This is a genomic window from Solirubrobacter soli DSM 22325 (assembly GCF_000423665.1).
Taxonomy (GTDB): Bacteria; Actinomycetota; Thermoleophilia; order Solirubrobacterales; family Solirubrobacteraceae; genus Solirubrobacter; species Solirubrobacter soli.
Genome location: NZ_AUIK01000024.1, coordinates 15,411 through 39,042, shown reverse-complemented (window position 1 = coordinate 39,042; position 23,632 = coordinate 15,411). Strand labels below are relative to the sequence as shown.

The window sequence follows — 23,632 nt, the reverse complement described above, 5'->3', positions numbered from 1 at the left end:
TCTCGGCGCATGATGAAGCTGCGAGCGACGTTCTCCGCCGAAGCGTTCGAGGCCACCGCGTACGTGGCCCTGAGCGCCACGATCGGCTTCATCGCGTTCTGCGTCCTGCTGCCGACGCTGCTGCTCGGCACCGCGCTGCTCGTGCTGGCGCTCGTGGGCCTCCCGCTGATCGTCGTCGTCTTCGCGCTCTCGCACCTGCTGGCGCGGCTCGAGCGCCGCCGCGTGATGGCCGTCTTCGGCGTCGACTTCCCCACGCGCCGCCTGCCGCGCGACGGCAACTGGCTCAACCGCGCGCTGCGCTGGCTCGGCTCGCGGGGCGCGTGGTTGGAGCTGACCTACGCGCTCGTCGCGCTGCCGTTCGTGGGCTTCATCGGCTCGAGCCTCGTCTTCTTCGCCTGGGGCGCCGCGATCGCGATGCTCAGCTTCCCGCTCTGGGGCCTGTTCGCCGACGGCGGGCACGTGATCTTCGGCGCCGAGATCGGCTACTTCCCCTCGGCCGTCGCCCACGTCGTCGGCGGCGCCGGCGCGCTGTACGCCGCTCCGTGGCTCGCCCGCGGCGTCGCCGCGGTGCAGGTCGCGATGGCGCGCCTGCTCCTGGAGGCGGGGGAGCGCGAGCGTCTCACCGCCCGCGTCGACACGCTCGAGGCGACCCGCGCCGGCATGGTCGCGGCCGCCGACGCCGAACGCCGCCGGATCGAGCGCGACCTGCACGACGGCGCGCAGCAGCGGCTCGTCGCGCTGGCGATGACGCTCGGCCGCGCCAAGGCGACCGAGGACCCCGCGCTCGCCCGCACGCTCGTCGGGGAGGCGCACGGCGAGGCCAAGGAGGCGCTCGTCGAGTTGCGCAACCTCGCCCGCGGCATCCACCCCGCGGTGCTGACCGACCGCGGGCTGGACGCCGCCGTCTCGGCGTTGGCGGCGCGTTGCCCGATCCCCGTCGCCGTCGACGTCGACCTGCCGCGCCGCGCGAGCGCGCACAGTGAGGCGATCGCCTACTTCGTCGTCGCCGAGGCGCTGACCAACGTCGCCAAGCACGCCCAGGCCACGCGTGCCTGGTTGACCGTCGAGTACCTGGGCGACCGGCTCGTCGTCGAGGTGCTCGACAACGGGCGCGGCGGCGCGCTCGCCACCGGGATCGGCATCTCGGGCCTGCGCGACCGCGTCCGCGCCGTCGACGGCGACCTACACCTTTCCAGCCCGCCCGGCGGGGGAACGACCCTGCGAGTGGAGTTGCCATGCGAGCCGTGATCGCCGAAGACGCCGTCCTGTTGCGCGAGGGACTCGCGCGGCTCCTCGACGAGGGCGGGTTCGACGTCGTCGACTGCGTCGCCGACGGTGAGGCGCTGCTGCGCGCCGTCGAGAAGCACCAGCCCGACGTCTGTGTCGTCGACATCCGGATGCCGCCGACGTTCTCCGACGAGGGCGTGCGCGCGGCGCTCGTGATCCGCAAGCAGTGGCCGGACGTCTCTCTCTTGATGCTCTCCCAGTACGTCGAGGAGCGCTACGCCGTCGACCTGCTGGCCGGGGACTCGAGCGGGATCGGCTACCTGCTCAAGGACCGCGTCGCCGACGTGTCCGAGTTCCTGGAGGCGTTGCGCCGCGTCGCCGCCGGCGGCGCCGCGCTGGACCCGGAGGTCGTCACCCAGCTGTTGGTGCGGTCCGGCCGGAAGGACCCGCTCGAACCGCTCTCCCCGCGCGAGCGGGAAGTCCTCGCCCTGATGGCCGAAGGCCGCACCAACAGCCTCATCGCCGAGTCGCTCGTCGTCACCGAGGGCGCCGTCGAGAAGCACGTGACGAACATCTTCCTCAAGCTCGGCCTGCCGCCCGCCGACCAGGCGCACCGCCGCGTGCTGGCGGTGCTGCGCTACCTGGAGCACGATCACAAATGACGCCGCGCGCACAACGCGGCGCCGCGCTGCTGATCGGCGGCGCGCTCGCCCTGCTGTTCTCCGCGATCGCGGCCGTGCAGGTCGCGGGGTGGACGGTCGGGTCGGTCGAGCGCACCAACCACCAGGTGATCCCGGGGCCGGTCTCCAGGCTCGAGGTGGACGCGGCCGCAGGCGGCGACATCACGGTCGTCCGTGAGCTCTCCACGATGCCGCTGGTGACCGTCGACTCCTCCGTCAAGGGCTCGATCCACGCGCCCGTCCTGCGTGCCGTCAAGGACGGCACGACGGTGCGGATCAGCGGCAACTGCCCGTACATCAGCTTCGGCCCCTGCCGCGCCCGGATCGTGATCCGCGTGCCCGCGGGCACCGCGGTCGACGTCCGCGCCGGGTCCGGCGACGTGACCGCCGACGGGCTGAGCGGGAACGTCAAGCTCGAGACCGGCTCGGGTGACGTCAACGCCACCGGGCTGACCGGCGACTCCGAGCTGCACACGAGCTCCGGCGACGTCAACGTGCGCGCGCTCGCGGGCGCGGCGGATCTGCGGACCGGCTCCGGCGACATCAGCGGCGAGGACCTCGGCACCGGCCACCTGGCCGCCGACACCGCGTCGGGGGACGTCGAGCTCGACTTCGCGCACGCTCCCGAGGTCGTCGACGCCTCGACCGCCTCGGGCGATGTCGACATCTCGGTCCCCGAAGGCGGCACGTACCGCGTCGAGGCCGACTCCGGCAGCGGCGACCAGCACCTGAACGTCAAGAGCGACCCGGCGGCGACCCGTATCCTCCGTGCCCAGACGTCCTCCGGTGACGTCACCGTCGGCTACGGAAACTGATTGCTCCCGATCCTGCTCGCCTCGCTGGCCTTGGTCCCGACCGCGGACTGCGCGCAGCACGTCGAGGGCGGGGGGATGACGGCCGAGCAGCGCCGCGCTGTGCTGCGCCGGTCCGTGCAGGTGGGCGGCGTGACGTTCTTCGGCCTGCGCAACGCCGTTCGGCACGACTTCACCGAGGAGCCGGTCTACAAGTCCGGCCTCGGCGTCCGCGCGGGGGCGCCGGTGCGGATCAAGGTCGCGGCCCGCGACCGCTCGTGGCTCGCCGTCGACTACGACCGCACCGACCGGTCCGGCAAGGGCGCCCCAGAGGTGCGGGTGATCCCCTGCGCCCCCGACACGCCGCACTTCTCAGACGACGGCGTCGTGGGTGAGGAGACCGGCTACGCGGGCGGCTTCGTCGCGCAGCGCAACGGGTGCGGGACGCTGCTGGTGCGCCGCGAGGGCGCGCGGGAGTGGCGCCGCGTGCCCGTGGCCTTCGGCGCGCGCTGTCCCTAGGCGGCGAGGTCGTACAGGTCGCGGTCGCCCCACGCGGCCATCGCCTCGAGCACGGCGCGGAAGCTCTGGCCGCGCTCGGTGAGCTCGTAGACGACGCGGGGCGGGACCTCCGCGTACACGGTGCGGGTGAGGATGCCCTGGTGCTCGAGGATGCGTAGCCGTTCGGTCAGCGTCTTCGGGCTGCCCATCCCCAGGGAGGTGCGGAGCTCGGTGAAGCGCTTCGGTCCGGACAGCAGGTCGCGGATGATCAGGACCGACCACTTGCCGTCGAGCACGCGCAGCGCACGCTCGATCGGGCAGCCGGCGGTCGGGGACGCGTCCATGGTTCCCTCGAGGATACTGCATCCCGTTCTGGGTACTGCTACCCAAAGGGAACTATAAGGTCGGACATGACCAAGACCATCGCCGTGCACGGCGCGACCGGCTCGCAGGGCGCGCCCATCGCTGCCGCCTTCGCCACCCACGACGTCCGCCCGCTCAGCCGCGCGACCGGCGCCGACCTGCTCGACCGCGCCTCGCTCGAGTCCGCGTACGCGGGCGTCGACGCGGTCGTCCTCACGCTCCCGGTCGTCTACGACGGACGCGGGCCGCGAATGGCCGCCAACGCCGCCCGCGCCGCCGAGACGGCCGGCGTACGCCACTTCGTGCTCAACACCAGCGGCCCGATCCCGCCCGAGCGCACCGGCGTGCCGTTCCTGGACGCGCGGGTGATCGCCGCCGAGGCCGACGTGCCGGTGGTGACCGTGCTCGCGCCGACCGTCTACCTCGAGAACCTCAGCGCGCCCTGGTCGACGATCGGCGAGGGCGTCGTCGCCTACCCGGTGCCCGCGGCGGCGCCGCTGGCGTGGGTCGCGACCGCCGATGTCGGCCTGGCGGCCGTCCGAGCGGTCGAGGACGGCGTGGCGGGTCGGTTCGCGCTGCCCGGCCACCCGTATACCGGCGTCGAGTTGGCGGCGGAGCTCGGCGAGGCGCTCGGGATGGCGCTGCGCTGGGAGCAGATCGCGCCCCGCGAGTTCGCCGAGCGCCTGCGGCCCCACCTCGGCGACCACGCCGCCGACGGCACCGCGGCGGTCTACGAGCTGCTGGCCTCCGCTCCGCCGGCTCCGGCGCCCGACCCGCGGCCCGCGATCGAGGCGCTCGGCTGGGCGCCGCGCCGAGCCGGTGAGTGGGCGGCCGAGATCGCCTGGCCGCTCGAGCGCGTGTAGAACTCCGCGGCATGGAGGAGCGGGCGCGGGCGGCGTTCGAGGGCGGCGACTGGGAGACGCTGCGGCTGCTGCAGGACTCGAACCGCCTGCCGGCGCCCAGCTCGATCGAGCTGCGCGACGATCAGGTCTACCGTTGGACCGCGACATGACGCACCCGAGCAGCACCGCGGAGTGGGACGACTTCTTCGGCGAGTTCTATCTGCGCGCCTACGTCCACGACGAGATGGACGCGCAGGCCGCCGGGGACGCGCTCGCGGTCGCGAGGCTGGCGGGCGTCGAGCCCGGCGCCGACGTGATCGACGTGCCCTGCGGCTACGGGCGCCACACGATCGCCCTCGCCCGCGCGGGCTACCGGGTCGTCGGCGTCGACCGCTCGCAGACGCTGCTCGACGAGGCCCGCCGGCGCGCCGGCCACGAGCGCTGGCCGAAGCTCATCCGCGCCGACTACCGCGAGTTGCCGATGCCGGATGCCTCGTTCGACGCCGCGTTCAACCTGTACACCTCGCTCGGCTATCTCGGAGACGAGGAGGACACCAAGGTGCTCGCGCAGATCCGGCGCGTCCTCCGGCCGGGCGGCAAGCTCGTCCTGGAGACGATGCACCGCGACCGCCTGGTCACCGGCTGGCAGGAGAAGGACTGGCTGCTGATGGGCGAAGGCCGGCTGCACCTGCAGCAGCGCACCTGGGACCCGGTGACGGGCGTCGCGCAGACCACGCAGACCCTCATCCACACGAACGGCGAGCGCGAGTCGCGCACGTTCAGCGTTCGCACCTACAGCGCCACGGAGCTGCTCGCGATGATCGACGCGGCGGGGTTCGCCTCCGCCAAGGCCTACGGGTCCTTCACCGGCGACCCGCTGACGACCACCAGTCGCCTGGTGATCGTGGCGGCCAAAGGTGACGCGCCTTGAGGTCGGATGATCGGGGTGGGGCGGCGGGGCTGCCCTGCCTCAAATAGGAATTCCCCAGAGCGGGAACCAGCGCTCGAGCTCGGGCTCGATCGGCAGGTCGGCGCCGATCTGGGCCTTCAGGCGCAGCGCGCGCTCCTGGTCCTGCTGCTGGGCGCCGGGGGCGGGGACGAACGGGTAGAACCCGCCCCGCTTGTAGTTGTAGATCCAGTAGACGGCCTTGCCCTTGTTGTCGCGCAGGGCGAAGACCGCGCAGAGGACGCGGTCGCCGTAGCCGCCGCCCTGGATCGCGGTCGAGACCGCGTTGACGCCGACGACGAGGTCCTCCATGTCGGGGTCGTTGAGGATCATCCACCGGTAGCCGAACTCGTCGTCGGTGGAGGTGACGGTCGTGCCGGTCTCCTCGCCGGTGCCCTTCACGACCTCCTCCATGTCGCGGACGATGCCCTCGAAGTCGGCGGTCGCGAGCGGCTGGAAGACGATCGCGGCCTGGCCGGTGGTCTTCATCTCGAGCTCGAGCTCGAGCTTGACGTACGCGGTCGACATGGCGAACAGCCGGTCCGCGGCCGGCTGCTTGAGCTCGCGCTTGCCGCGGAGGATGTCGAAGAGGCCCATGCGCTACAGGCTAGACCCGCTGGCCCTGCAGCTGGGCCTCGAGCCGCTCCAGCGCCGCGATGCGCTTCTCCATCGGCGGGTGCGTGGCGAACAGGCCGCCGATGCTCGTCGGGAAGATGAAGAACGCCTGCAGCTCGCTCGCCGCGCGCAGGTCCTGCTTGGGGATCCGCGCCATGCCGCCCGAGATCTTCTGCAGCGCGCTCGACAGGGCGGAAGGCCGCCCGGTGATCAGCGCCGCGCCGCGGTCGGCCGCGAACTCGCGGTAGCGCGACAGCGCCTGCATCAGCAGGAACGAGACGAAGTAGACGACCAGCGAGACCAGCACCAGCACCATCGCGCTCGGGCCGTCGTCGTCGTCCTGCGACGTGCCGCCGAAGAGGAAGCCGAACTGGACGATGTAGGCCGCGATCGTGGCGAAGAACGAGGCGAGCGTCATCACCATCACGTCGCGGTTGGCGACATGGGTGAGCTCGTGCGCCATCACGCCCTCGAGCTCGGCGGGGGTGAGCAGCTCCATGATGCCGGTGGTGGCGCAGACGGTCGCGTTCTTGGGCGAGCGGCCGAGCGCGAACGCGTTCGGCATCGCGGTGTTGGCGACGGCGACCTTCGGCTTGGGCAGGTCGGCCTGGACGCAGAGGCGCTCGATCATCGCGTGCAGCTGCGGCGCCTCCTGAGGCGTCACGACGCGGGCCCCCATCGCCGCCAGCGCGAGCTTGTCCGAGGTGAACAGCTGCAGCGCGGCGAGCCCGACGAGGATGATGATCACGGGCACGGCGCTCTTGAGCGCCGCGATCAGGACGGCGCCGAAGACGACGTACAGCAGGCCGAGCAGGAAGAACGTGAGGGCCATGCGGACCTGCAGGCCGGTGTCCTTGCCGAAGGAAGTGGGTCGTGGCATCTCATAAAGAAGTCTGGCAGCCGCGGCGGGCGGCTTATCAACTTTTAGCGCCTGGTGAAAGACCTGCTCCATGCAGGAAACCGTGCAATCGCCCAGGGTCCGGTTGCCTAGCATGCTCGGCCGCATGTGGCGTCGTCTTGCCCTGCTCGCACTGGTCGCGAGCCTTCCCTTCGCGCTCTGGTCGGTCCTCCCGGTCGGATCGTCCGCGCAGGACCCTTCAAAGATCCAGAAGAAGATCGATCGCAACAACTCGCTGATCGGCGGCCACAAGGCCAAGGAGCGCGTGTTGACGACCGACATCTCGCGCCAGACCTCCAAGATCAACGCGCTCGAGTCCGACATCACCCGGCTCTCGGCGCGCCAGCAGAAGCTGCAGTCCAACCTCGACGGCAAGCTGGCGGAGCTGGCGGTCGTCCAGCGCAAGCTGCGTGAGGAGCGCGCCCGCCTGACGCGGCTGCGCGCCCGCCTGCTGGTCGTCCGCCGTGCGCTCGCGCAGCGCCTGGTCGAGCTCTACAAGGCCGACGCCCCCGACGCCATCACCGTCGTGCTCGAGTCCGACGGCTTCGCCGACCTGCTGACCCGCGCCGACTTCATGGAGCGCGTCTCCCGCCAGGACTCCAAGATCATGGACATCGTCGCCACCGCCAAGGCCGACGCGACGACCACCGCCAAGCAGCTCGACACGCTCGAGAAGCGCCAGGCGGACGTCGCCAAGACGATCGAGGACCAGCGCGACGAGGTCTCCAACATCCGCACGGGCCTCGTCGACCGCCGCGACCGCATCCAGACCGCCCGCGCGGACAAGAACCGCCTGCTGGCCAGCTCGCGCGACCGCCGCCACGCCCTCGAGGACGACGTCGCCGCCCTGCAGAAGCAGCAGGCGAAGATCCAGGCCAAGCTCGCGGGCTACTCCGGGCCGGTCACGGCGGGCCCGATCAAGCCGGGCTCGGGCGGCCTGATCTGGCCGGTCAACGGCCCGATCACCTCGCCGTTCTGCGAGTCGCGCGCCTGGGAGTCCTGCCACCCCGGCATCGACATCGGCGTCCCCGCCGGCACCCCGATCCGCGCCGCCGCGGCGGGCAAGGTCGTGCTCATGCAGGGCGAGGCATCCTCCGGCGGCTACGGCAACTTCACCTGCATCCAGCACGCGGGCTCGCTCTCCACGTGCTACGCCCACCAGTCCCGGTTCGGGACGAGCATGGGCGCCCACGTCAGCCAAGGCCAGGTCATCGGCTACGTTGGGTGCACCGGTCGCTGCTTCGGCGACCACCTCCACTTCGAGACCCGGATCAACGGGTCCGTCGTGAACCCCATGAACTACCTGTAGGCCTTGAAGCCCGAGATCAACCTGTTCGGCCTGACGATCCAGTCGTTCGGCCTCTGCCTGGGCGCGGCGTTCCTGGTCGCGGGTTGGCTCGCGGCCAAACGCCTGCAGGAGACGGGCCGCAACGTCGACTTCGCGTACGAGATGGTCTTCGCCGCGCTGATCGGCGGGATCGTGGGGGCGAAGCTCTGGTACATCGCCGAGAACGGCGGCCCGCTGTTCTCCGGGACCGGGCTGGTGTTCTACGGCGGCCTGATCGGCGGCGCGCTCGCGGTCTGCGCCTGGGCGTACTACCGCGGTGAGCTCGACCTGCAGCTCGCGGACATCGTCGCGCCGAGCCTCGCCGCCGCGTACGCGATCGGGCGGATCGGCTGCCAGCTGGCCGGTGACGGCGACTACGGCAAGGACTGGGACGGGCCGTGGGCGATGGCCTATCCGCACGGCACGGTGCCGACGACCGCGACCGTCCACCCGACGCCGGTCTACGAGATCATCGTCATGGGCGCCTTCACGCTGCTGCTGTGGCGCTGGCGCAACCGCTGGCAGCCGGGGACGCTGATCGCGATCTACCTGGTCGGCGCCGGCCTGGAGCGCTTCCTGGTCGAGTTCCTGCGCCGCAACTCCGACGCCTTCCTCGGCCTCACGCAGCCGCAGCTGGTGTCCGTGGTGATGATGCTGGCGGGTGGCGCGTGGCTCGTGTCGCGCCGCGGCAGGGTGCGAGAACCCGCAACCGCCTAGCATCCTGCGCCGTGCTTTATCCGGAGGCCTCCACCGTCGAGGACGGCCGCCTGCTGATCGGCGGCTGCGATGCGGCCGAACTCGCCAACGAGTTCGGCACGCCGCTGTACGCCGTCGCCGAGGACGACCTGCGCCACCGTGCGCGGGAGTTCACGGCCGCGATGGGCGACGGCGAGGTCGTCTTCGCCTCCAAGGCCTTCCCCTGCACCGCGGTCCTCGAGGTCTTTCACCAGGAGGGCCTGAGCGTCGACGTCGCCAGCGGGGGAGAGCTGGCACTCGCTCAGAAGGCGGGCTACGAGGGACGCAGGATCGTCTTCCACGGCAACGCCAAGTCGGCGGCCGAGCTGCGCGCCGCCGCCGAGGCCGGCGCCCGGATCGTCGTCGACAACTTCGACGAGCTCGACAAGCTGGAGGCGCTGCAGGCGCCGGTCGAGGTCATGATCCGCGTCACGCCGGGCGTCGTCGCCGACACCCACGCCGCGATCCTGACCGGCCACGCGGGCTCGAAGTTCGGCTTCAGCCTCGCCCAGGCGCCGGAGGCGATCCAGCGGCTGAGCGACGCTCCTTGGGCGGACCTGAAGGGCCTGCACATGCACATCGGGTCGCAGCTGTTCGACCTCGAGCCGTGGCGGCTGGCGGTCGAGGCGCTCGCGACCCTCGGTGACTTCGGAGCCTACGACCTCGGCGGCGGCCTCGCCGTCGCCTACACGCCCGACCGGCGCCCGCCCACCGTGCGGCAGTACGTGGACACGATGCGCGCGACCGCCGACGAGCTGCTCGGCCCCGGCAAGGCGCTCTCGATCGAGCCCGGCCGCGCGCTGGTGGCGACCGCGGGCGTGACGCTCTACACGATCGAGTCGGTCAAGGACGTCGACCTGCCCGACGGCGCCGTTCGTTTCGTCGCCGTCGACGGGGGCATGTCGGACAACATGCGCCCGATGCTCTACGACGCGCCGTACGACGCCGATCTCATCCACAGGGTGGGTGAGGCGGGCACGCCGTGCACCGTCGTGGGCAAGCACTGCGAGTCAGGCGACGTGCTGATCCGCGAGACCACGCTCCCGGACCCGCGGCCGGGCGACGTGCTCGCCACGCCCGTGACCGGCGCGTACGTGTACGCCATGGCCAACAACTACAACGGCGTCCCGCGCCCCGCCGTCGTGTTCTGCACGCAAGGCGACGCGCGGCTCGCCGTCCGCCGCGAGACCTACGAGGACCTGTATGCCAGAGACGTATAGGGTCGGCCTGCTCGGCCACGGCACGGTCGGTGCCGCGTTCGAGACGCTGCTCGCGGAGCGCGCCGACGCGATCGCCCACATCACGGGCTTCAAGCCCGAGATCACCGGCGTGCTCACCCGCTCGCGCGGCGACTTCGACGAGATCCTCTCGCGCAGCGACCTGATCGTCGAGCTGATCGGCGGCACCGACCCCGCCCGCGACTACGTCCTGCGCGCGATGCGCGCCGGCAAGCACGTCGTCTCGGCCAACAAGATGCTGCTCGCCTCCCACGGCGAGGAGCTGTGGAGCGTCGCCCGCGAGCACAACGTGCAGCTGCGCTTCGAGGGCGCGGTGGCCGGCGTCGTCCCGGTCATCCGCGTGCTGCAGGAGTCGCTCGCCGGCGCCCACGTCGAGCGCATCCACGGGATCGTCAACGGCACCACGAACTTCATCCTCACCGAGATGGCGCGCGGCGGCGCGACCTACGAGGCCGCGCTCAAGCGCGCGCAGGAGCTCGGGTACGCCGAGGCCGACCCGACCGACGACGTCACCGGCCGCGACGCCGCCGCGAAGATGGCGATCCTCGCCCGCCTCGCGTTCTCCACGCCCGTCCATCTCGACCAGGTCAGCTACGAGGGGATCGAGCACATCACGCCTGAAGACGTCGCGTACGCGCGCGACCTCGGCCTGGGCCTGAAGCTGATCGGCACCGCCGAGCGCGTCGACGGCGGTATCAGCGTGCGCGTGCACCCGGCGTTCCTCTACGCCGGCCACCCGCTGGCGTCCGTCAACGGCTCCTTCAACGCCGTCACGATCGAGTCCGACGCGATCACCGAGGTCACCCTGTCCGGCCCCGGCGCGGGCGGCTCGCAGACCGCCAGCTCGGTGCTGGGCGACGTCATCAGCGCGATGATCCCGCCCGCCTCGACACCCGAGACGAGCGCGAAGCTGCCGATCGTCGAGGACGTCTCCAACGCGTTCTACCTCTCGATGGAGGTCGACGACCAGCCCGGCGTGCTCGCCCAGGTGGCCGAGGTGCTGGGCATGCAGGGCGCGTCGATCAAGTCGGTGCTGCAGCGCGGGCTCGGGACCCACGCCCGGCTGACGATGGTGCTGCACCCGCTGCTGGAGTCGCGTTTCTACGGCGCCGTCCAGCTCGTCTCGCGGATGGCGTTCGTCCGCTCCGCGCCCCGCGCGATCCGGGTCATCGAGGAGGAGTTCGAGTAGTCATGGGCCTGATCACGCGCTATCGCGAGCGGCTGCCGTTCGCCCCTGGGGACCCGGTCGTCTCGCTCGAGGAGGGCTCGACCCCGCTCGTCCTCGCCGAGCGCGTCTCCGAGCGCGCGGGCGTCGAGGTGTGGCTCAAGCTCGAGGGCGCGAACCCCACCGGCTCGTTCAAGGACCGCGGGATGACGTGCGCTGTGTCGGACGCGGTCCGCGAGGGCAAGGAGGCGGTGATCTGCGCCTCCACCGGCAACACCGCCGCCTCGCTCGCCGCCTATGCCGCCCGCGCCGGGCTCAAGGGGGCGGTCATCGTCCCGGAAGGCAAGATCGCGACCGGCAAGCTCGCCCAGGCGCTGATGCACGGCGCGCGGGTGATCGCGCTGCGCGGCAACTTCGACGAGGCGCTCAAGCTCGTACGGGCGCTGTGCGAGATCCACCCGATCGGCCTCGTCAACAGCGTCAACCCGTTCCGGCTGGAAGGGCAGAAGACCGCGGCGTTCGAGGTCCTGGACGAGCTCGGCGAGCTCGACGCGCTCTGCATCCCGGTCGGCAACGCGGGCAACGTGACGGCCTACAACAAGGGCTTCGTCGAGATGGGCGCGCGGCCGCGCCTGTTCGGCTTCCAGGCCGAGGGCGCCGCGCCGCTCGTGCACGGCGCGCCGGTCGCGAACCCGGAGACGGTCGCGAGCGCGATCCGGATCGGCAACCCCGCGCGCTGGGAGGAGGCGATGGAGGCCTTCACGTCCTCCCGCGGCGCGGTGAACGCGGTCAGCGACGCGCAGATCCTCGACGCCTACCGCTTCCTCGCGGCCAACGAGGGCGTGTTCTGCGAGCCCGCGTCGGCCGCCTCGGTCGCGGGCCTGCTGACGCATGGCGTCGACGGCGCCGAGCGGGTCGTCTGCGTGCTCACCGGGCACGGGTTGAAGGACCCGCAGACGGCGCTCTCGCAGGCCGGCGCGGTCGTACCGTGCGAGCCGAACATGGCGGCGGTCGAGAAGGCCGTCCTGGCTTGAACCGTCGCAGGACCGTTCGCGTCCCCGCGTCCTCGGCCAACCTCGGGCCGGGGTTCGACGTGATGGGCGCGGCGCTGGACCTGCACATGGAGGTCGACGTGGTGGAGACGGGCGAGTTCGCCGTCCACACCGACCTGCAGATCGCCCGCGACCGCCGCAACCTGATCGTGCGCGGGTTCGCCGCGCTGCACCCGCCGGACGACTTCGAGTTCACGATCCGCTCGGACATCCCGCTCTCCGGCGGGCTCGGGACGAGCGCCGCGGCGATCGTCGCCGGGCTGGTGGCGGCCGACTCGATCTTCGAGCTCGGCGCCGACGTCCTCGGCGAGGCGACACGCATCGAAGGCCACCCGGACAACGTCGCGGCCGCGCTGCTCGGCGGCTTCGTGCTCTGCACCGACGACCACGCGGAGCGCTTCGAGCCGCCGCCCGACCTCGAGTGCCTGCTCGTGATCCCCGAGCAGGCGGTACGCACGCAGAAGGCGCGCGAGGCGCTGCCGTCGCGGATCCCGGTCTCCGACGCCGTCTTCAACATCGCCCACGCCTCGCTGCTCGTGCTCGGCCTCGCCCGCGGCGACCTGGACCTGGTCTCGCGTGGGCTCGGCGACCGGATCCACCAGCCGCGCCGCGCCCACCTGTACCCGCGGTCGTGGGACCTTGTCCAGAGCGCGAAGAGCATCGGCGCGCTGGGGGCGACGATCTCCGGCGCCGGCCCGACCGTGCTCGTCTGGTGCGACGTGGCCTCGACGGGCGCGGTCTTCGAGCGCCTGCACACGGTGGCCGACGGCTGGGCGGAGGTCCGCCGCGTGCCGTTCACGGGCACGGGCGCCGACGTGCGCTCGTTGTGACGATCGTCCTCCTGCACGGCTTCGCGGACTCCCCGCACACGTGGGACCTCATGCGGCCGTACCTGGGGGACGTCCTCACGCCGGCCCTGCCGGGCCACCTGGGTGGGCCACCGCTTCCGCGAGACCTGGATCTCGTGGGCTGGCTCGAGGGTTTCCTCGACGATGCGGGCCTGGAGCGCGCGCACCTCGTGGGCAATTCGCTCGGCGGCTATCTGGCGCTGGCGGCCGCCGCGCGAGGGAGGGCGGAGACCGTGGTCGCGCTCGCGCCGGCCGGGGGCTCAGACCACGCGGAGACGCTCGACCGCCAGGAGCGCGGCGTCATTCCGTTGTCGGACTTCACCACCCGCGAGCTCGAAGACGACGTCAAGCACTGGCTGGGCGCCTCGTTCCGCGCCTGCGACCGCCTGCCGCTGATCGCCAACGCCCGCGAGCACGGCTGGCCGCTGGACCTCGCGAAGGTCCGCTGCCCGGTGCGCATCCTCTGGGGGATGGAGGACAAGCTCCTGCGCTGGCCTGAGGATGCCGAGCGCTACCGGCGCGGGCTGGACGCGGAGTGGATCGAGCTCGACGGCGTCGGCCACGCGCCGCAGCTCGACATCCCGCTCGAGACGGCTCAGTTGATCTCGGGGTTCGTTGACGAATGGTCGGTCCGACCGATGTGGTGCAGCCGCCAGTGACTCGGGCCGCACGCGCTCGCGATGCGGCCCTCTGGGCCGTGAGCAGCGCGGGTGGCGCGAGGCGCTGCGGGTGTGCCGCATCGGGCGCACCGTTATTCGTCAGCGGGCCCCTTCGCGACTTCGCGGATCGCGTCGATCAACGGGCCCTCGTCGTCGCCCTTCTCGAGGTAGCCGTCGGCCGACTGGCCGAGCGCGCCCTCGTGCATCAGCCGCACGTAGCCCGAGTAGACGATCACCTTCACGCCGGGGACGGCCGCGCGGATCTCGCGCAGCAACGAGTCGTCGCCCGGCTTGCCCAGCGTGTCCAGCAGCACGACGTCCGGCCGTGCCGCGGGCAGCGCGGCGAGGGCGGCGTCGGCGGTGTGCGCCTCGCCGACATGCTCCATGTCGTCGTGCTCGGCGAGCCAGAACGCCACGAGGCGCGTGAACGCCTCCGAGTCATCGCAGTGGAAGACGCGGATTCCCATTGACCGCTTCCAGTCTAGGCGAGTCTGGCGCGAGCGTCTATGCGCCCGATTCGGTCCAGCACCTCGGCCGCCAGCGCCTCGTAGTCGGCGCCCAGATCTGGCCGGTAATCAAGAATTGACAACGCTTTCTCCGCGGACTCGGCGTAGGCGATCGAGGAGCGGATCACGGTCTCGAACACCCGCTCGCCGAACGCCTCCCGCAGCTGCTCGTAGGCGTCCTTGGAGTGCTTGGTCCGCATGTCGGCGATGTTCATCAGCACGCCGAGGACCTGCAGGTCGTCGTTGTAGTACTCGCGGGCCTGCTCGATGACCTCCAGGGCGCCGTTGACGCCCTGCAGCGCGAAGTACTGCGCCTCCGAGGAGACGATCGCCCAGTCGGCGGCGACGAGTCCGTTGACGGTCAGCAGGCCGAGCGCCGGCGGACAGTCGATCAGGATCACGTCGTGCTGCTTGCGGGCGTCCTTGAGCGCCTTCTTGAGCACGACCTCGCGGCCCATCTTGCCGCTCAGCGACCGCTCGACCTCGGCCAGGTTCAGCGTGGCGGGGACGATCCCGCCGTCGTAGACCGCGTCCTTGAGCTTCGCGTCGCCCGACAGGACGTCGGCCACGCTGGGCGACGCGTCCGGCGGGACGTCGAAGTAGTCCGACAGGTTGCCCTGCGGGTCGAGGTCGACCGCGAGCACGTCGAGGCCGACGCGCCTGAGCACGTCGGCCAGCGTGCGGACGGTCGTGGTCTTGCCCGTGCCGCCCTTGAGCGACAGGACCGCGATCGTGTCTGCGGCCATCGCGGCCGCACATTAGCTACTCGGCCAGCGCTTTCGGGCGGGCGAGTGTGGGTGTGGACACAGTGTCCAGGTAGTACAGGGTGTGGCGGCCGATCACGAGCTCATCGCCGTCGATCAGCGGGCTCCACTCGACACGGCGGCCATTGACCACGATGCCGTTGAGGGAGCGATCGTCCAGCACGCGAACCCCGCCCTCCTCGTTGGCGACGAGGGCGTGACGGCGCGAGACGGTGGCGTCATCGAAGCGGATGTCGGCCGCCAAAGACCGGCCGATCCGCGTCCATTCGCGGCTCACCGGGACGACGACGATCCGCGAGTCCTGCTCGTAGGCGAGATAGCGCCCGGGGGTCCCGAGACCCGATCTCGCCTCTTCCAGCCAAGCCGGAGGCTCGGGCCGGGAGCTGAGCGCGCCCGAACCGATACCGGGCAAGGTGCCGGTGGTCTGGGCGTCATGGTCGAATCGTGGGTCCATCAAGACAGCTTTCCTCCCTGGGTCCGACGACCCCTCCGCTCAGGAAGCATAAAGCCATGCGGGTGGGGTTGCGACCCCAAATGGGCCCGCGGTTGCACCGGCAGGGTCCCGCGAACCCCCGCCGAATTCCGGGGTCATGCCCCAGCTCTCGGTTCTCAAACCCTTCGGACCTCCAGAACTTTCTTTCGTCCGATCGAGCATGCGAGCGCTGGCCGGCGCCCGCGAGGGCTGCGAGGGCTGCCACCGCACGCCGCTCGTGGGTGAGACCGTGTACTTCTTCGACGAGCGGATGGTCTGCGAGCTGTGCAAGCCGCTGCGCCGCGACGAGCCGCAGCGGAGCGAGAAGGTGCACTCCAGCGAGTACGAGCTGACCGTGAAGCGCCGTTTCGCCGCGTAGCTGCACTATTCTCCGCGGTCGAAATGGACCCTGTCACCGCGAACGTCTTGATCGACCGGCCTCGTGAGGAGGTCTTCGACTACCTGGCGGACATCGCCAACCACCAGGAGTTCTCCGACCACTACCTCAAGGAGTGGCGGCTGACCCGGGTGGACTCCGTCGGGCGGGGCGCGGGCGCGCGCTTCAAGATCGACGCGCCGCTGGATCGCTTCGGCTGGGGCGACATGACCTTCATCGAGGTCCAGCGGCCGTACAAGATCGTCGCCGCCGGTCGCTCGGGCAAGTTCAACCGCAACAAGACCTGGACGACCTGGACGCTCTCGCCGTCCGGCCACGCCACCCAGGTCGAGGTGACGACCGAGGCCGAGGTCAACATGGCCACGGACAAGTTCCTCGCGGCGGTCCTGCGTCGGCGGGCCTGGATGAAGCGCGGGCTGCGCAAGGGCCTGCGTCGCATGCAGTCGATCCTCGAGGAGGATCTCGACCGCGGCAAGCGCGCCACCGTCGGCGGGCTGTAACCTCCGCCGCCCATGTTTCGCAAGCTCGTTCTGCTGTTCTTCGTCGCCGCGTTCTTCGCCGGCTGCGGGGACAAGGAAGCGGTCCACACCGAGGCTGAGACCGAGGGCGTCTACGTCGACGTCGGCGGCCTGACCTACCAGGTCCAGTTGTCGCGCTTCCTGAATCCAGGTGACGTCGAGGACAAGCAGTACCTCGAGGGCCTCCCCACGGGCACGGCCCCGGATCTGCCCGGCGACGAGATCTGGTTCGGCGTCTGGATGCGCGTCAAGAACTACTCGGGCGGCCCGCTGACGCCGACGACGAAGTTCACGATCGTCGACACCGAGGGCAACAAGTTCACCCCCGTGGTGCTGGACGCGTCGAGTCCGTTCGCCTACGAGCCGATCGAGCTGCAGCACTCGCAGGTGCTGCCGACGCCCGACACGGCCGCTTCAAGCGGTCCGATCCAGGGCTCGCTGATCCTCTTCAAGCTCCCCACCGACTCGCTCCAGAACCGCCCGCTCAAGCTCGAGATCGAGCAGGACGGCGCGACCACGGGCGTGGTCGACCTCGACCTCTAGGTCAGGGCGGCCTTGAGGACGGCGCCCGCCGCGGGAGCGGCGGTGTCGCCTCCGGCGCCCTGGCCGACGAGCATCACCGCGACCGCGATCGACGGGTTGCGGTAGGGCGCGAACGCGACGAACCAGGCGTCGGTGTCGGAGGTGTCGTTCTCGGGCGGTGGCTGGTTGGGGTCGGTCACCTCGGGCGGCGGCTCCTCCTTGACCGTGGTGCGCAGCTCCGCCGTGCCGGTCTTGCCGGAGACCTTGATGCCGTCCAGCGCCGCGGCGCCGCCGGTGCCGTCGGTGACGACCGTGCGCATGTAGCTCTTGATCGTGCGGGCGACGGCCGCCGACGCGGCGCGCACGGTCTGCGGGTCGGCGCCCTTGAGCAGCGTCGGGTGCGCGCGCACGCCGTCGTTGCCGATCGCGCCGGCCACGGTCGCCATCTGCAGCGGCGTCGCGAGGACCTTGCCCTGGCCGATCGCCGACGAGCCGACGGCGAGGTCGTCGCCGATCTCGGCCGCGGCGGGAATCGTGCTGCGGGCGGCGCCGGCGATCGGCGGCTCCTCGTTGAAGCCGAACTTCTCGGCGGTGCTCACCAGCTTCTCCGCGCCGAGCTTGGCGCCCAGCGGCGCGAAGACGCTGTTGCAGGAGTGCGCGAAGGAGATCTCCAGCGAGCCGCCGCAGGACTCGCCGTTGGCGTTCTGGATCTCGACGCCCTCGATCGTCGCCGCGTTCTGGACCGGGTACGTCGACTTGCGCTTGGCGATCTTGTTCTGCAGGACGCCCGCGAGCGTCACGATCTTGAACGTCGAGCCGGGCGGCTGCGGCGCGCTGGAGGCGATCCCGGCCAGCGCGAGCACCTCGCCGTTGTCCGGGCGGACGACCGCGATCCCGCCGTAGCGGCCCGCGAGCGCGTTCACCGCGGCCTGCTGGATCTTCGGGTCGATCGTCGTCCGGACGGCGCTGCCGGCCTTGGGCTTGACGTTGGCCAGCACGCGCTTGCCGGCGAACAGGATGCCGCCGGGCGTGCCGGTCAGCCGCTCGTCGAACTCGCGCTCCAGGCCGGTCAGGCCGACGGTCGCGCCGGCGGGGACGCCACGCGCCTCGAGCTCGGCCGTGCGGGTCTCCGGCGCCGGGCCGATCGTGCCCGCGAGGTCCGACGCGATCGGTCCGAGGTCGGACACGCGATCCGGGCCCTTGGCCAGCGGGGTGCCGTCACGCGCCTCGATCGTGGCTCGTGCGGGGAGCGAGGTCTCGCGCCGCAGCTTCTCTCCGCGCCGCAGCCCGGGGTAGACGAGCTCGGCGCGCCAGTCGATGCCGGGGCCCGCGTCCTTGCGCTCGCCCATCGGGAGCGTCAGGTTGCCCCTCAGCGTCCCGAAGATGCGGGTCTCGAGGGCGATCGGGATCGTCTTGTCGCCGACGACCCGCCCGACATGGACCTTCTCCAGCGTCAGCGTGTCCGCGGCCTGCTTGTAGGTGCGCTGCAGCCGCTGCGGGGTCGTGCGCTTCTTGGCGGCGTCGCTGAGCAGCGCGTACATCGCGTTCTGGTCGCCGCGTTCCCACGCACGGGCGAACGCCGTCGCGGTCTTGCGTTCGTCCGGCACGTGGCGGGCGCCGATCACGACCCCGGCGGCCAGGGCGGCGAGCGCCGTTGCCGCGATCGGGGCGAAGCGGCGAGGATCGGCGATCGCATGCCGTCGTCGCCGAGTGCGCGGGCGGGGCCTACTGCTGGTCAACGGAAAGGATCGTACGTGGCCGCCGGTACGCTCGGTGCTACGTGACGGGGATCGACTGGCTGATCGTGGGCGTCGTGCTGCTGTTGGCGCTCTTCGGCTGGGCGCAGGGGTTCGTCGCCGGGGCGCTCGCGCTGCTCGGCTTCGCCGTGGGCGCGTACGTGGGCACGCGCCTCGGGCCGCTGCTGCTCGACGAGGGCCGGCGTTCCCCCTGGTCGCCCGCGTTCGGCCTGGTCGGAGCGCTGATCGCGGGAATGGTCTTCGCGCTCGGGTTCGAGGGGGTGGGCGCCCGGTTGCGCGGGCGGGTGCGATCGCCTGCCGCGACCGCGGTGGACGGCGCCCTGGGCGCCGTGCTGACCGCGGTCGTGGGACTGGGGATCGTGTGGGTGCTGGGCGCGCTCGCGCTCGCCAACGGCGGCGACGCGCGGCGCGAGGTCCAGCGCTCGACGATCCTCCAGCACTTGAACACGGCGCTGCCGCCGTCGAGCGGGCTGATCGAGGCGCTCGCCCGCCTGGACCCGTTCCCGCGCATCGACGGTCCGGAGGCGCGGGTGCCGGCGCCGACCGCGTCGATCGCCCGCGCGCCGGGCGTCGTCGCCGCCGCCGCGTCGGTCGTGAAGATCCTCGGCAACGCGTGCGGCCTCGGCGTCGAGGGCTCCGGCTGGGTCGTCGCGCCCGAGCTCGTGGTCACCAACGCGCACGTCGTCGCGGGCCAGAAGGACACGCGGGTGCTGCTGCGAGGGCGCCAACCTGGTCTCGACGCCCAGGCGGTCTCCTTCGACCCCAAGAACGACCTGGCGATCCTGCGCGTACCTGGTCTGAAGGCGGACGCCCTGTCGGTCGTCTCCACGCCCAAGTCCGGCACCTCGGCGGCGATCCTGGGCTTCCCCGGCAACGGCCCCTACGACGTGCGGGCGGGGCGGATCGGGGCCACGCGCGAGGTGATCACGCAGGACGCGTACGGCCAGGGGCCGGTGCGTCGCTCGATCACGTCGCTGCGCGGCGCGGTGCGGTCCGGGAACTCCGGCGGGCCGATGGTCGACTCCGAAGGCCGGGTGGTCACGACGGTGTTCGCGGCGACCACCTCCGGACCCCGCGGGGGCTTCGGCGTACCCAACGCGATCGTGCGTTCCGCGCTCGAGCGGGCGAAGTCCTCGGGCGGTGTTTCGACCGGCCCTTGCACGGGCTAGCGCTACCCTCCCGGCGCGAAATGGGCAAGACACTCGTCATCGCCGAGAAGCCGTCCGTCGGACGCGACCTGACCAAGGCGCTCCCGGGCGCCTTCGCCAAGCACGAGGGGTACCTCGAGTCCGACTCGCACGTCGTCACGTGGGCGGTCGGCCACCTCGTGCAGCTCGCTGAGCCGGACGAATACGACGCCAAGTACAAGAAGTGGCGCATGGCCGATCTGCCGATCGTGCCGGACCGCTTCAAGCTCGTGGTCCGCGACGAGCGCTCCCGCAAGCAGATGACCGTCATCACGCGCATGCTCAAGCGCGACGACGTCGACGTGGTCATCAATGCCTGCGATGCCGGGCGCGAGGGCGAGTTGATCTTCGCGTGGACGTTCGAGAAGGCGGGCGCCAAGAAGCCCGTGCAGCGGCTCTGGCTCTCCTCGATGACGGCGAAGGCGATCAAGGAGGCGTTCGCGGCGCTCCGGCCGGCCTCGGAGTTCGACCTGCTCGAGCAGGCCGCGCGGTCGCGCTCGGAGGCGGACTGGATCGTCGGCATGAACGCGACGCGGGCGGCGACGATCCGGCTGCGCTCCTCGTTCGACGGCGCGGTGTCGCTCGGGCGGGTGCAGACGCCGACGCTGGCGATCATCGCGCGGCGCGAGGAGGAGATCCGCGCGTTCGTCCCGGAGCCGTACTGGCTGGTCGACGCGACGTTCGAGACCGTCGACGACCCGCGGACCTATGCGGGCCGCTACCACGCGGGCTCGCAGCCGCGGCTCAAGACCGCCGCGGAGGCGGAGGCGATCGTCGATGCCGTGCGCGGCGGCGCGGGCACGATCACCAAGCTCGAGAAGACGACCCGCCGCGAGAAGGCGCCGCTGCTGTACGACCTGACGTCGTTGCAGCGTGAGGCGAACACCCGCTACGGCTTCTCCGCGCGGCGCACGCTGGCGGCGGCGCAGCGTCTGTACGAAGAGCACAAGGTGCTCACGTATCCGCGTACGAACTCGCGCTTCCTGCCGTCGGACATGATCGGCGAGATCAAGCCGATCGCGGGCGTCGTCGGGTCCTTCCCGGAGTACGCCAAGGCGGCCGCGTACGTGCGGTCGTTGGACGTGCTGCCGCTGGGCCGCGTGATCAACGACGCCAAGGTCACCGACCACCACGCGATCATCCCGACGAACTCGGACCACAAGGTCGACAAGCTCAGCGACGACGACCGGCGTGTGTACGACATGGTCGTCCGGCGCTTCCTGGCCGTCTTCCACCCGGAGGCCGTGTTCGAGAACACGCGGCTGGAGACCACGGTGCTCGAGCACGTGTTCCGCACCACCGGGCGCGTGCTGCTGGAGGCCGGCTGGCGCGGCGTGTACGGCCAGCTCGAGGAGCAGAAGTCCGACTCCGACGAGGGCGACAATCAGACCCTCCCCAAGCTCACGCAGGGCGAGGCCGTCAGCGTCGAGAAGGTCGGCTCGGAGGAGAAGATCACCCAGCCGCCGAGGCGCTACAGCGACGCCTCGCTCCTGGCCGCGATGGAGACCGCGGGCAAGGACCTCGACGACGAGGAGCTGCGCGAGGCCATGAAGGACTCGGGCATCGGCACCCCCGCGACCCGCGCCGCGATCATCGAGCGGCTGATCGACGTCGGCTACGTCGAGCGCGACGGACGTTCCCTGGTCTGCACCGAGAAGGGCCTCGGCGTCATCCGGCTCCTCGACGACCACGCGCTGACGTCGCCGTCCTTGACCGGCGACTGGGAATCGCGGCTGTCGAAGATCGAGCAGGGCTCGGAACCACGCGAGCGCTTCATGGCCGACATCGCCGAGTTCGCCGGCGCGACGGTCACCACGCTCGACGAGAAGCTCAAGGACATCCGCATCCCGCGGCAGAACCTCGGCCCGTGCCCGGTCTGCGGCCACGACATCGTCGAGAACCGCAAGGGCTTCTCCTGCTGGGGCCGCGAGGACCCGGGCTGCGGCTTCGTCATCTGGAAGCTCAAGGCGGGCAAGACCCTGCCGCCCGCCGTGGCCCGCGAGCTGATCTCGCGTGGACGGACGGAGAAGCCGGTCACCGGCTTCAAGGGCCGCTCCGGCCGCTCGTTCCGCGCCAAGCTCGCGCTGATGCAGACCGAGGACGGCAAGTGGCGCGTCGAGTTCGACGAGCCCTGGGCCCGCGAGGGCGCCAAGCCGCCTGACGAGCCGCAGTCGGCCGAGGCGACCGAGTCCGCAGAGTCGGCACAGTCCCAGGCCGCTTAAGTCACAAAGCGGTGTAGATCCGTCACAGGCCGCGGCGCGATGCTGCGGCCATGTGGTCGCCAAACACTGCACAGCAACGCTCAGAGACCAGTCCCGACGCCCGCGCGGCCCGACTCGCCGCCGGACAGTGGGGCGTCCTGCACTACGACGAGCTGATCGACGTCGGACTATCGGCGCAGGCGATCCGAACACGGGTCGGGCGGGGCATCCTCCACCCGCTCTACCGCGCGGTGTTCGCGTGGGGCCACCACAACATCGCGGTCGAGGGGCGGTTCCTCGCGGCGGTCAAGGCGTGCGGGAAGCTGGCCGTGCTGTCGCACTACTCCGCCGCGGCGTTGCGGGCGCTCGTGAAGTGGGACGGGCGCCCGTTCGAGATCACGGCGCCGACCAAGCACGCGCACCCTCGTATCAAGGCCCACCGCAGTGAGCGGATCGAGCGCGAGGTGCTCAAGGGCATCCCGGTCACGCCGAAGCTGCGGACGATCATCGATCTTCGGCGCGTGGAGAGCGACGACGTCGTCAAACGGGCGCTGCGCGCGGCAAGGTTCAACGCCGCCGAGCTCGAGCGGCTGCCGCGTTCGATCGTCGATCTCGGAGCCGTCCCAACCCGGAGCCCGCTGGAGGACCGTGCGTATGACCTGGTGGTCGGGCTCGGGTTCGAGCCTCCGCTTTCGAACCCGCCGTACCGCCTGGCGGGGCGGACGGTGTATCCCGACCTCTACTGGCCGCACCTGCGGCTGATCGTCGAGGTCGACAGCCGCGAATGGCACGACGACCCGCTCGCGCGGCGCGACGACATGGAACGGCAGGCCGAGCTCGAGGCGGCTGGCGAACGGGTGCTGCGGTTCAGCAGCGCGGAGCTGGGCAACCCGGGGCGGGTGGCCAAGCGGCTACGCGCGGCGGGAGTGCGCTAAGGACGTGGCTCGGCGTCCGCCGAGCGAGGTGCGCGGCGGTCGTCGCGCGGCGCGGGGAGTTCAGCGCGGGTGCTCGGCGGGCGGATGATCGCGTTCCAGATCGCCGAGATGCTCTGCACCATGGCGACGACGACCTCGGCGAACGGGGAGATCGCGGCGGCCTGGATCTCGTCCGGCGTCAGCGTCTCGACCTCCGGGATCAGGCCCGGGCCCTCGCCGTGCGTCCACGTCACGTAGAGCTCGTGACTGCCGACCACGTGCGCCACCTCGGTGGCGAGGGCGACGTCCGTGTCTGTGTGAGCGGCGGGGAGGTGCAGGGTCGGCATCGCTGCCTCCGGAAGGGTCTGGCTAGGACAGAGCCAGGGTCGCAACTCTTAACGCCGAACGCTGTCCAACATTCGTCCAGAGTGCGTTTGGAGACGCCACGTGGCGGCAATGGGCGGCGTCCCAAGCGTTCTGGCCGACCCGCACGCGACCCTATGTGGTCGC

General features: G+C 71.3%; 28 protein-coding genes. 20 read left to right on the top strand and 8 right to left on the bottom strand.

Annotated features, from left to right (window positions below):
• The first annotated feature begins 9 nt into the window (after nt 1–9).
• Genes G569_RS0119040 through G569_RS0119025 form a run of 4 tightly spaced genes read left to right on the top strand, consistent with a single transcriptional unit; the run spans nt 10 to nt 3,217 of the window.
• On the top strand, nt 10–1,248 hold the full coding sequence (locus G569_RS0119040) for a sensor histidine kinase (protein ID WP_028064590.1): 1,239 nt from the start codon (nt 10–12) through the stop codon (nt 1,246–1,248).
• A complete protein-coding gene (locus G569_RS0119035; RefSeq protein WP_028064589.1) occupies nt 1,236–1,889 on the top strand; it encodes a response regulator in 654 nt (217 codons plus the stop codon). The genes G569_RS0119040 and G569_RS0119035 overlap by 13 nt, the downstream gene beginning before the upstream one ends.
• Entirely contained in the window at nt 1,886–2,722 is an 837-nt protein-coding gene (locus G569_RS0119030; RefSeq protein ID WP_028064588.1) for a DUF4097 family beta strand repeat-containing protein, read from the top strand. Before G569_RS0119035 ends, G569_RS0119030 begins: the two co-directional genes overlap by 4 nt.
• A complete protein-coding gene (locus G569_RS0119025; RefSeq protein ID WP_028064587.1) occupies nt 2,723–3,217 on the top strand; it encodes a hypothetical protein in 495 nt (164 codons plus the stop codon).
• On the opposite strand, the gene G569_RS0119020 is transcribed toward G569_RS0119025, so the two are convergent.
• On the bottom strand, nt 3,214–3,540 hold the full coding sequence (locus G569_RS0119020; protein WP_028064586.1) for a winged helix-turn-helix transcriptional regulator: 327 nt from the start codon (nt 3,538–3,540) through the stop codon (nt 3,214–3,216). The two genes, G569_RS0119025 and G569_RS0119020, sit on opposite strands and share 4 nt — an antisense overlap.
• Nucleotides 3,541–3,606: 66 nt before the next feature.
• Here G569_RS0119020 and G569_RS0119015 point away from each other — a divergent pair, with 66 nt between their 5' ends.
• The 3 genes from G569_RS0119015 to G569_RS63860 are packed head-to-tail and all read left to right on the top strand — an operon-like array spanning nt 3,607 to nt 5,332.
• Complete coding sequence (locus G569_RS0119015; RefSeq protein WP_028064585.1) at nt 3,607–4,422, top strand: SDR family oxidoreductase; 816 nt, start codon at nt 3,607–3,609, stop codon at nt 4,420–4,422.
• Between the two features lie 11 nt (nt 4,423–4,433).
• Nucleotides 4,434–4,571, top strand: a complete 138-nt coding sequence (locus G569_RS63865) for a hypothetical protein (RefSeq protein ID WP_169542190.1) — start codon at nt 4,434–4,436, stop codon at nt 4,569–4,571.
• Entirely contained in the window at nt 4,568–5,332 is a 765-nt protein-coding gene (locus tag G569_RS63860; protein WP_169542189.1) for a class I SAM-dependent methyltransferase, read from the top strand. Before G569_RS63865 ends, G569_RS63860 begins: the two co-directional genes overlap by 4 nt.
• Nucleotides 5,333–5,371: 39 nt before the next feature.
• Here the strand turns inward: G569_RS63860 and pspAB are convergent, their stop codons facing one another.
• Together pspAB and htpX are read right to left on the bottom strand one after the other, a co-directional pair.
• Nucleotides 5,372–5,944, bottom strand: coding sequence for a PspA-associated protein PspAB (gene pspAB / locus G569_RS0119000; protein WP_028064584.1), 573 nt, complete (start codon nt 5,942–5,944; stop codon nt 5,372–5,374).
• A 10-nt stretch (nt 5,945–5,954) separates the two neighbouring features.
• The gene (gene htpX, locus G569_RS0118995) at nt 5,955–6,842 is read right to left on the bottom strand and encodes a zinc metalloprotease HtpX (protein WP_028064583.1); all 888 of its coding nucleotides are present in this window, start codon (nt 6,840–6,842) and stop codon (nt 5,955–5,957) included.
• A 124-nt stretch (nt 6,843–6,966) separates the two neighbouring features.
• Between htpX and G569_RS58405 the strand changes: the two genes are divergently transcribed.
• Genes G569_RS58405 through G569_RS49735 form a run of 7 tightly spaced genes read left to right on the top strand, consistent with a single transcriptional unit; the run spans nt 6,967 to nt 13,884 of the window.
• The gene (locus tag G569_RS58405; RefSeq protein WP_157592135.1) at nt 6,967–8,169 is read left to right on the top strand and encodes a murein hydrolase activator EnvC family protein; all 1,203 of its coding nucleotides are present in this window, start codon (nt 6,967–6,969) and stop codon (nt 8,167–8,169) included.
• A 3-nt stretch (nt 8,170–8,172) separates the two neighbouring features.
• Entirely contained in the window at nt 8,173–8,904 is a 732-nt protein-coding gene (locus tag G569_RS0118985) for a prolipoprotein diacylglyceryl transferase (RefSeq protein ID WP_028064581.1), read from the top strand.
• A gap of 11 nt (nt 8,905–8,915) precedes the next feature.
• Nucleotides 8,916–10,142: a diaminopimelate decarboxylase gene (gene lysA / locus G569_RS0118980; protein ID WP_028064580.1), complete on the top strand. Its 1,227-nt coding sequence runs from the start codon at nt 8,916–8,918 to the stop codon at nt 10,140–10,142.
• The gene (locus G569_RS0118975) at nt 10,126–11,349 is read left to right on the top strand and encodes a homoserine dehydrogenase (RefSeq protein WP_028064579.1); all 1,224 of its coding nucleotides are present in this window, start codon (nt 10,126–10,128) and stop codon (nt 11,347–11,349) included. Before lysA ends, G569_RS0118975 begins: the two co-directional genes overlap by 17 nt.
• A gap of 2 nt (nt 11,350–11,351) precedes the next feature.
• Nucleotides 11,352–12,359, top strand: coding sequence for a threonine synthase (gene thrC, locus G569_RS49740; protein WP_037497632.1), 1,008 nt, complete (start codon nt 11,352–11,354; stop codon nt 12,357–12,359).
• Nucleotides 12,356–13,207 carry a homoserine kinase gene (gene thrB / locus G569_RS0118965; protein ID WP_028064578.1) on the top strand — a complete coding sequence of 284 codons (852 nt, stop codon included), beginning with the start codon at nt 12,356–12,358 and terminating at the stop codon, nt 13,205–13,207. Before thrC ends, thrB begins: the two co-directional genes overlap by 4 nt.
• A complete protein-coding gene (locus tag G569_RS49735) occupies nt 13,204–13,884 on the top strand; it encodes an alpha/beta fold hydrolase (RefSeq protein ID WP_053226659.1) in 681 nt (226 codons plus the stop codon). Before thrB ends, G569_RS49735 begins: the two co-directional genes overlap by 4 nt.
• 92 nt (nt 13,885–13,976) lie before the next feature.
• Here the strand turns inward: G569_RS49735 and G569_RS49730 are convergent, their stop codons facing one another.
• Genes G569_RS49730 through G569_RS58400 form a run of 3 tightly spaced genes read right to left on the bottom strand, consistent with a single transcriptional unit; the run spans nt 13,977 to nt 15,608 of the window.
• A complete protein-coding gene (locus tag G569_RS49730; RefSeq protein WP_053226658.1) occupies nt 13,977–14,351 on the bottom strand; it encodes a response regulator in 375 nt (124 codons plus the stop codon).
• A gap of 14 nt (nt 14,352–14,365) precedes the next feature.
• Complete coding sequence (locus tag G569_RS49725; protein ID WP_037497630.1) at nt 14,366–15,136, bottom strand: ParA family protein; 771 nt, start codon at nt 15,134–15,136, stop codon at nt 14,366–14,368.
• Nucleotides 15,137–15,152: 16 nt separating this feature from the next.
• Nucleotides 15,153–15,608 (bottom strand): FHA domain-containing protein, encoded by a 456-nt coding sequence (locus G569_RS58400; RefSeq protein ID WP_053226657.1) that lies wholly within the window; start codon nt 15,606–15,608, stop codon nt 15,153–15,155.
• A gap of 199 nt (nt 15,609–15,807) precedes the next feature.
• On the opposite strand from G569_RS58400, the gene G569_RS0118940 reads away from it, so the two are divergent.
• Genes G569_RS0118940 through G569_RS0118930 form a run of 3 tightly spaced genes read left to right on the top strand, consistent with a single transcriptional unit; the run spans nt 15,808 to nt 17,084 of the window.
• Nucleotides 15,808–16,005 carry a hypothetical protein gene (locus G569_RS0118940; protein ID WP_028064577.1) on the top strand — a complete coding sequence of 66 codons (198 nt, stop codon included), beginning with the start codon at nt 15,808–15,810 and terminating at the stop codon, nt 16,003–16,005.
• 23 nt (nt 16,006–16,028) lie between these two features.
• A complete protein-coding gene (locus G569_RS58395; RefSeq protein WP_028064576.1) occupies nt 16,029–16,523 on the top strand; it encodes an SRPBCC family protein in 495 nt (164 codons plus the stop codon).
• A gap of 12 nt (nt 16,524–16,535) precedes the next feature.
• Nucleotides 16,536–17,084, top strand: a complete 549-nt coding sequence (locus G569_RS0118930; RefSeq protein ID WP_028064575.1) for a hypothetical protein — start codon at nt 16,536–16,538, stop codon at nt 17,082–17,084.
• On the opposite strand, the gene G569_RS0118925 is transcribed toward G569_RS0118930, so the two are convergent.
• Nucleotides 17,081–18,802 carry a penicillin-binding transpeptidase domain-containing protein gene (locus tag G569_RS0118925; RefSeq protein ID WP_084285206.1) on the bottom strand — a complete coding sequence of 574 codons (1,722 nt, stop codon included), beginning with the start codon at nt 18,800–18,802 and terminating at the stop codon, nt 17,081–17,083. The genes G569_RS0118930 and G569_RS0118925 overlap by 4 nt on opposite strands.
• A gap of 41 nt (nt 18,803–18,843) precedes the next feature.
• Here G569_RS0118925 and G569_RS62710 point away from each other — a divergent pair, with 41 nt between their 5' ends.
• Genes G569_RS62710 through G569_RS0118910 form a run of 3 tightly spaced genes read left to right on the top strand, consistent with a single transcriptional unit; the run spans nt 18,844 to nt 23,143 of the window.
• The gene (locus G569_RS62710; RefSeq protein ID WP_028064573.1) at nt 18,844–19,989 is read left to right on the top strand and encodes a MarP family serine protease; all 1,146 of its coding nucleotides are present in this window, start codon (nt 18,844–18,846) and stop codon (nt 19,987–19,989) included.
• A 20-nt stretch (nt 19,990–20,009) separates the two neighbouring features.
• A complete protein-coding gene (locus tag G569_RS49710; RefSeq protein ID WP_053226656.1) occupies nt 20,010–22,229 on the top strand; it encodes a type IA DNA topoisomerase in 2,220 nt (739 codons plus the stop codon).
• A gap of 50 nt (nt 22,230–22,279) precedes the next feature.
• Nucleotides 22,280–23,143 carry a DUF559 domain-containing protein gene (locus G569_RS0118910; protein ID WP_028064572.1) on the top strand — a complete coding sequence of 288 codons (864 nt, stop codon included), beginning with the start codon at nt 22,280–22,282 and terminating at the stop codon, nt 23,141–23,143.
• Here the strand turns inward: G569_RS0118910 and G569_RS0118905 are convergent.
• Complete coding sequence (locus tag G569_RS0118905) at nt 23,140–23,469, bottom strand: hypothetical protein (protein WP_028064571.1); 330 nt, start codon at nt 23,467–23,469, stop codon at nt 23,140–23,142. The two genes, G569_RS0118910 and G569_RS0118905, sit on opposite strands and share 4 nt — an antisense overlap.
• Between the last annotated feature and the right edge of the window lie 163 nt (nt 23,470–23,632).

What these genes read in the sequence shown, in the direction of transcription:
- G569_RS0119040 (WP_028064590.1), top strand. Translation starts at nt 10, where the DNA reads ATGATGAAGCTGCGAGCGACGTTCTCCGCCGAAGCGTTCGAGGCCACC.
- G569_RS0119035 (WP_028064589.1), top strand. Translation starts at nt 1,236, where the DNA reads ATGCGAGCCGTGATCGCCGAAGACGCCGTCCTGTTGCGCGAGGGACTC.
- G569_RS0119030 (WP_028064588.1), top strand. Translation starts at nt 1,886, where the DNA reads ATGACGCCGCGCGCACAACGCGGCGCCGCGCTGCTGATCGGCGGCGCG.
- G569_RS0119020 (WP_028064586.1), bottom strand. Translation starts at nt 3,540, where the DNA reads ATGGACGCGTCCCCGACCGCCGGCTGCCCGATCGAGCGTGCGCTGCGC.
- G569_RS0119015 (WP_028064585.1), top strand. Translation starts at nt 3,607, where the DNA reads ATGACCAAGACCATCGCCGTGCACGGCGCGACCGGCTCGCAGGGCGCG.
- G569_RS63865 (WP_169542190.1), top strand. Translation starts at nt 4,434, where the DNA reads ATGGAGGAGCGGGCGCGGGCGGCGTTCGAGGGCGGCGACTGGGAGACG.
- G569_RS63860 (WP_169542189.1), top strand. Translation starts at nt 4,568, where the DNA reads ATGACGCACCCGAGCAGCACCGCGGAGTGGGACGACTTCTTCGGCGAG.
- pspAB (WP_028064584.1), bottom strand. Translation starts at nt 5,944, where the DNA reads ATGGGCCTCTTCGACATCCTCCGCGGCAAGCGCGAGCTCAAGCAGCCG.
- htpX (WP_028064583.1), bottom strand. Translation starts at nt 6,842, where the DNA reads ATGCCACGACCCACTTCCTTCGGCAAGGACACCGGCCTGCAGGTCCGC.
- G569_RS58405 (WP_157592135.1), top strand. Translation starts at nt 6,967, where the DNA reads ATGTGGCGTCGTCTTGCCCTGCTCGCACTGGTCGCGAGCCTTCCCTTC.
- G569_RS0118975 (WP_028064579.1), top strand. Translation starts at nt 10,126, where the DNA reads ATGCCAGAGACGTATAGGGTCGGCCTGCTCGGCCACGGCACGGTCGGT.
- thrC (WP_037497632.1), top strand. Translation starts at nt 11,352, where the DNA reads ATGGGCCTGATCACGCGCTATCGCGAGCGGCTGCCGTTCGCCCCTGGG.
- G569_RS49730 (WP_053226658.1), bottom strand. Translation starts at nt 14,351, where the DNA reads ATGGGAATCCGCGTCTTCCACTGCGATGACTCGGAGGCGTTCACGCGC.
- G569_RS49725 (WP_037497630.1), bottom strand. Translation starts at nt 15,136, where the DNA reads ATGGCCGCAGACACGATCGCGGTCCTGTCGCTCAAGGGCGGCACGGGC.
- G569_RS58400 (WP_053226657.1), bottom strand. Translation starts at nt 15,608, where the DNA reads ATGGACCCACGATTCGACCATGACGCCCAGACCACCGGCACCTTGCCC.
- G569_RS0118940 (WP_028064577.1), top strand. Translation starts at nt 15,808, where the DNA reads ATGCGAGCGCTGGCCGGCGCCCGCGAGGGCTGCGAGGGCTGCCACCGC.
- G569_RS58395 (WP_028064576.1), top strand. Translation starts at nt 16,029, where the DNA reads ATGGACCCTGTCACCGCGAACGTCTTGATCGACCGGCCTCGTGAGGAG.
- G569_RS0118930 (WP_028064575.1), top strand. Translation starts at nt 16,536, where the DNA reads ATGTTTCGCAAGCTCGTTCTGCTGTTCTTCGTCGCCGCGTTCTTCGCC.
- G569_RS49710 (WP_053226656.1), top strand. Translation starts at nt 20,010, where the DNA reads ATGGGCAAGACACTCGTCATCGCCGAGAAGCCGTCCGTCGGACGCGAC.
- G569_RS0118910 (WP_028064572.1), top strand. Translation starts at nt 22,280, where the DNA reads ATGTGGTCGCCAAACACTGCACAGCAACGCTCAGAGACCAGTCCCGAC.
- G569_RS0118905 (WP_028064571.1), bottom strand. Translation starts at nt 23,469, where the DNA reads ATGCCGACCCTGCACCTCCCCGCCGCTCACACAGACACGGACGTCGCC.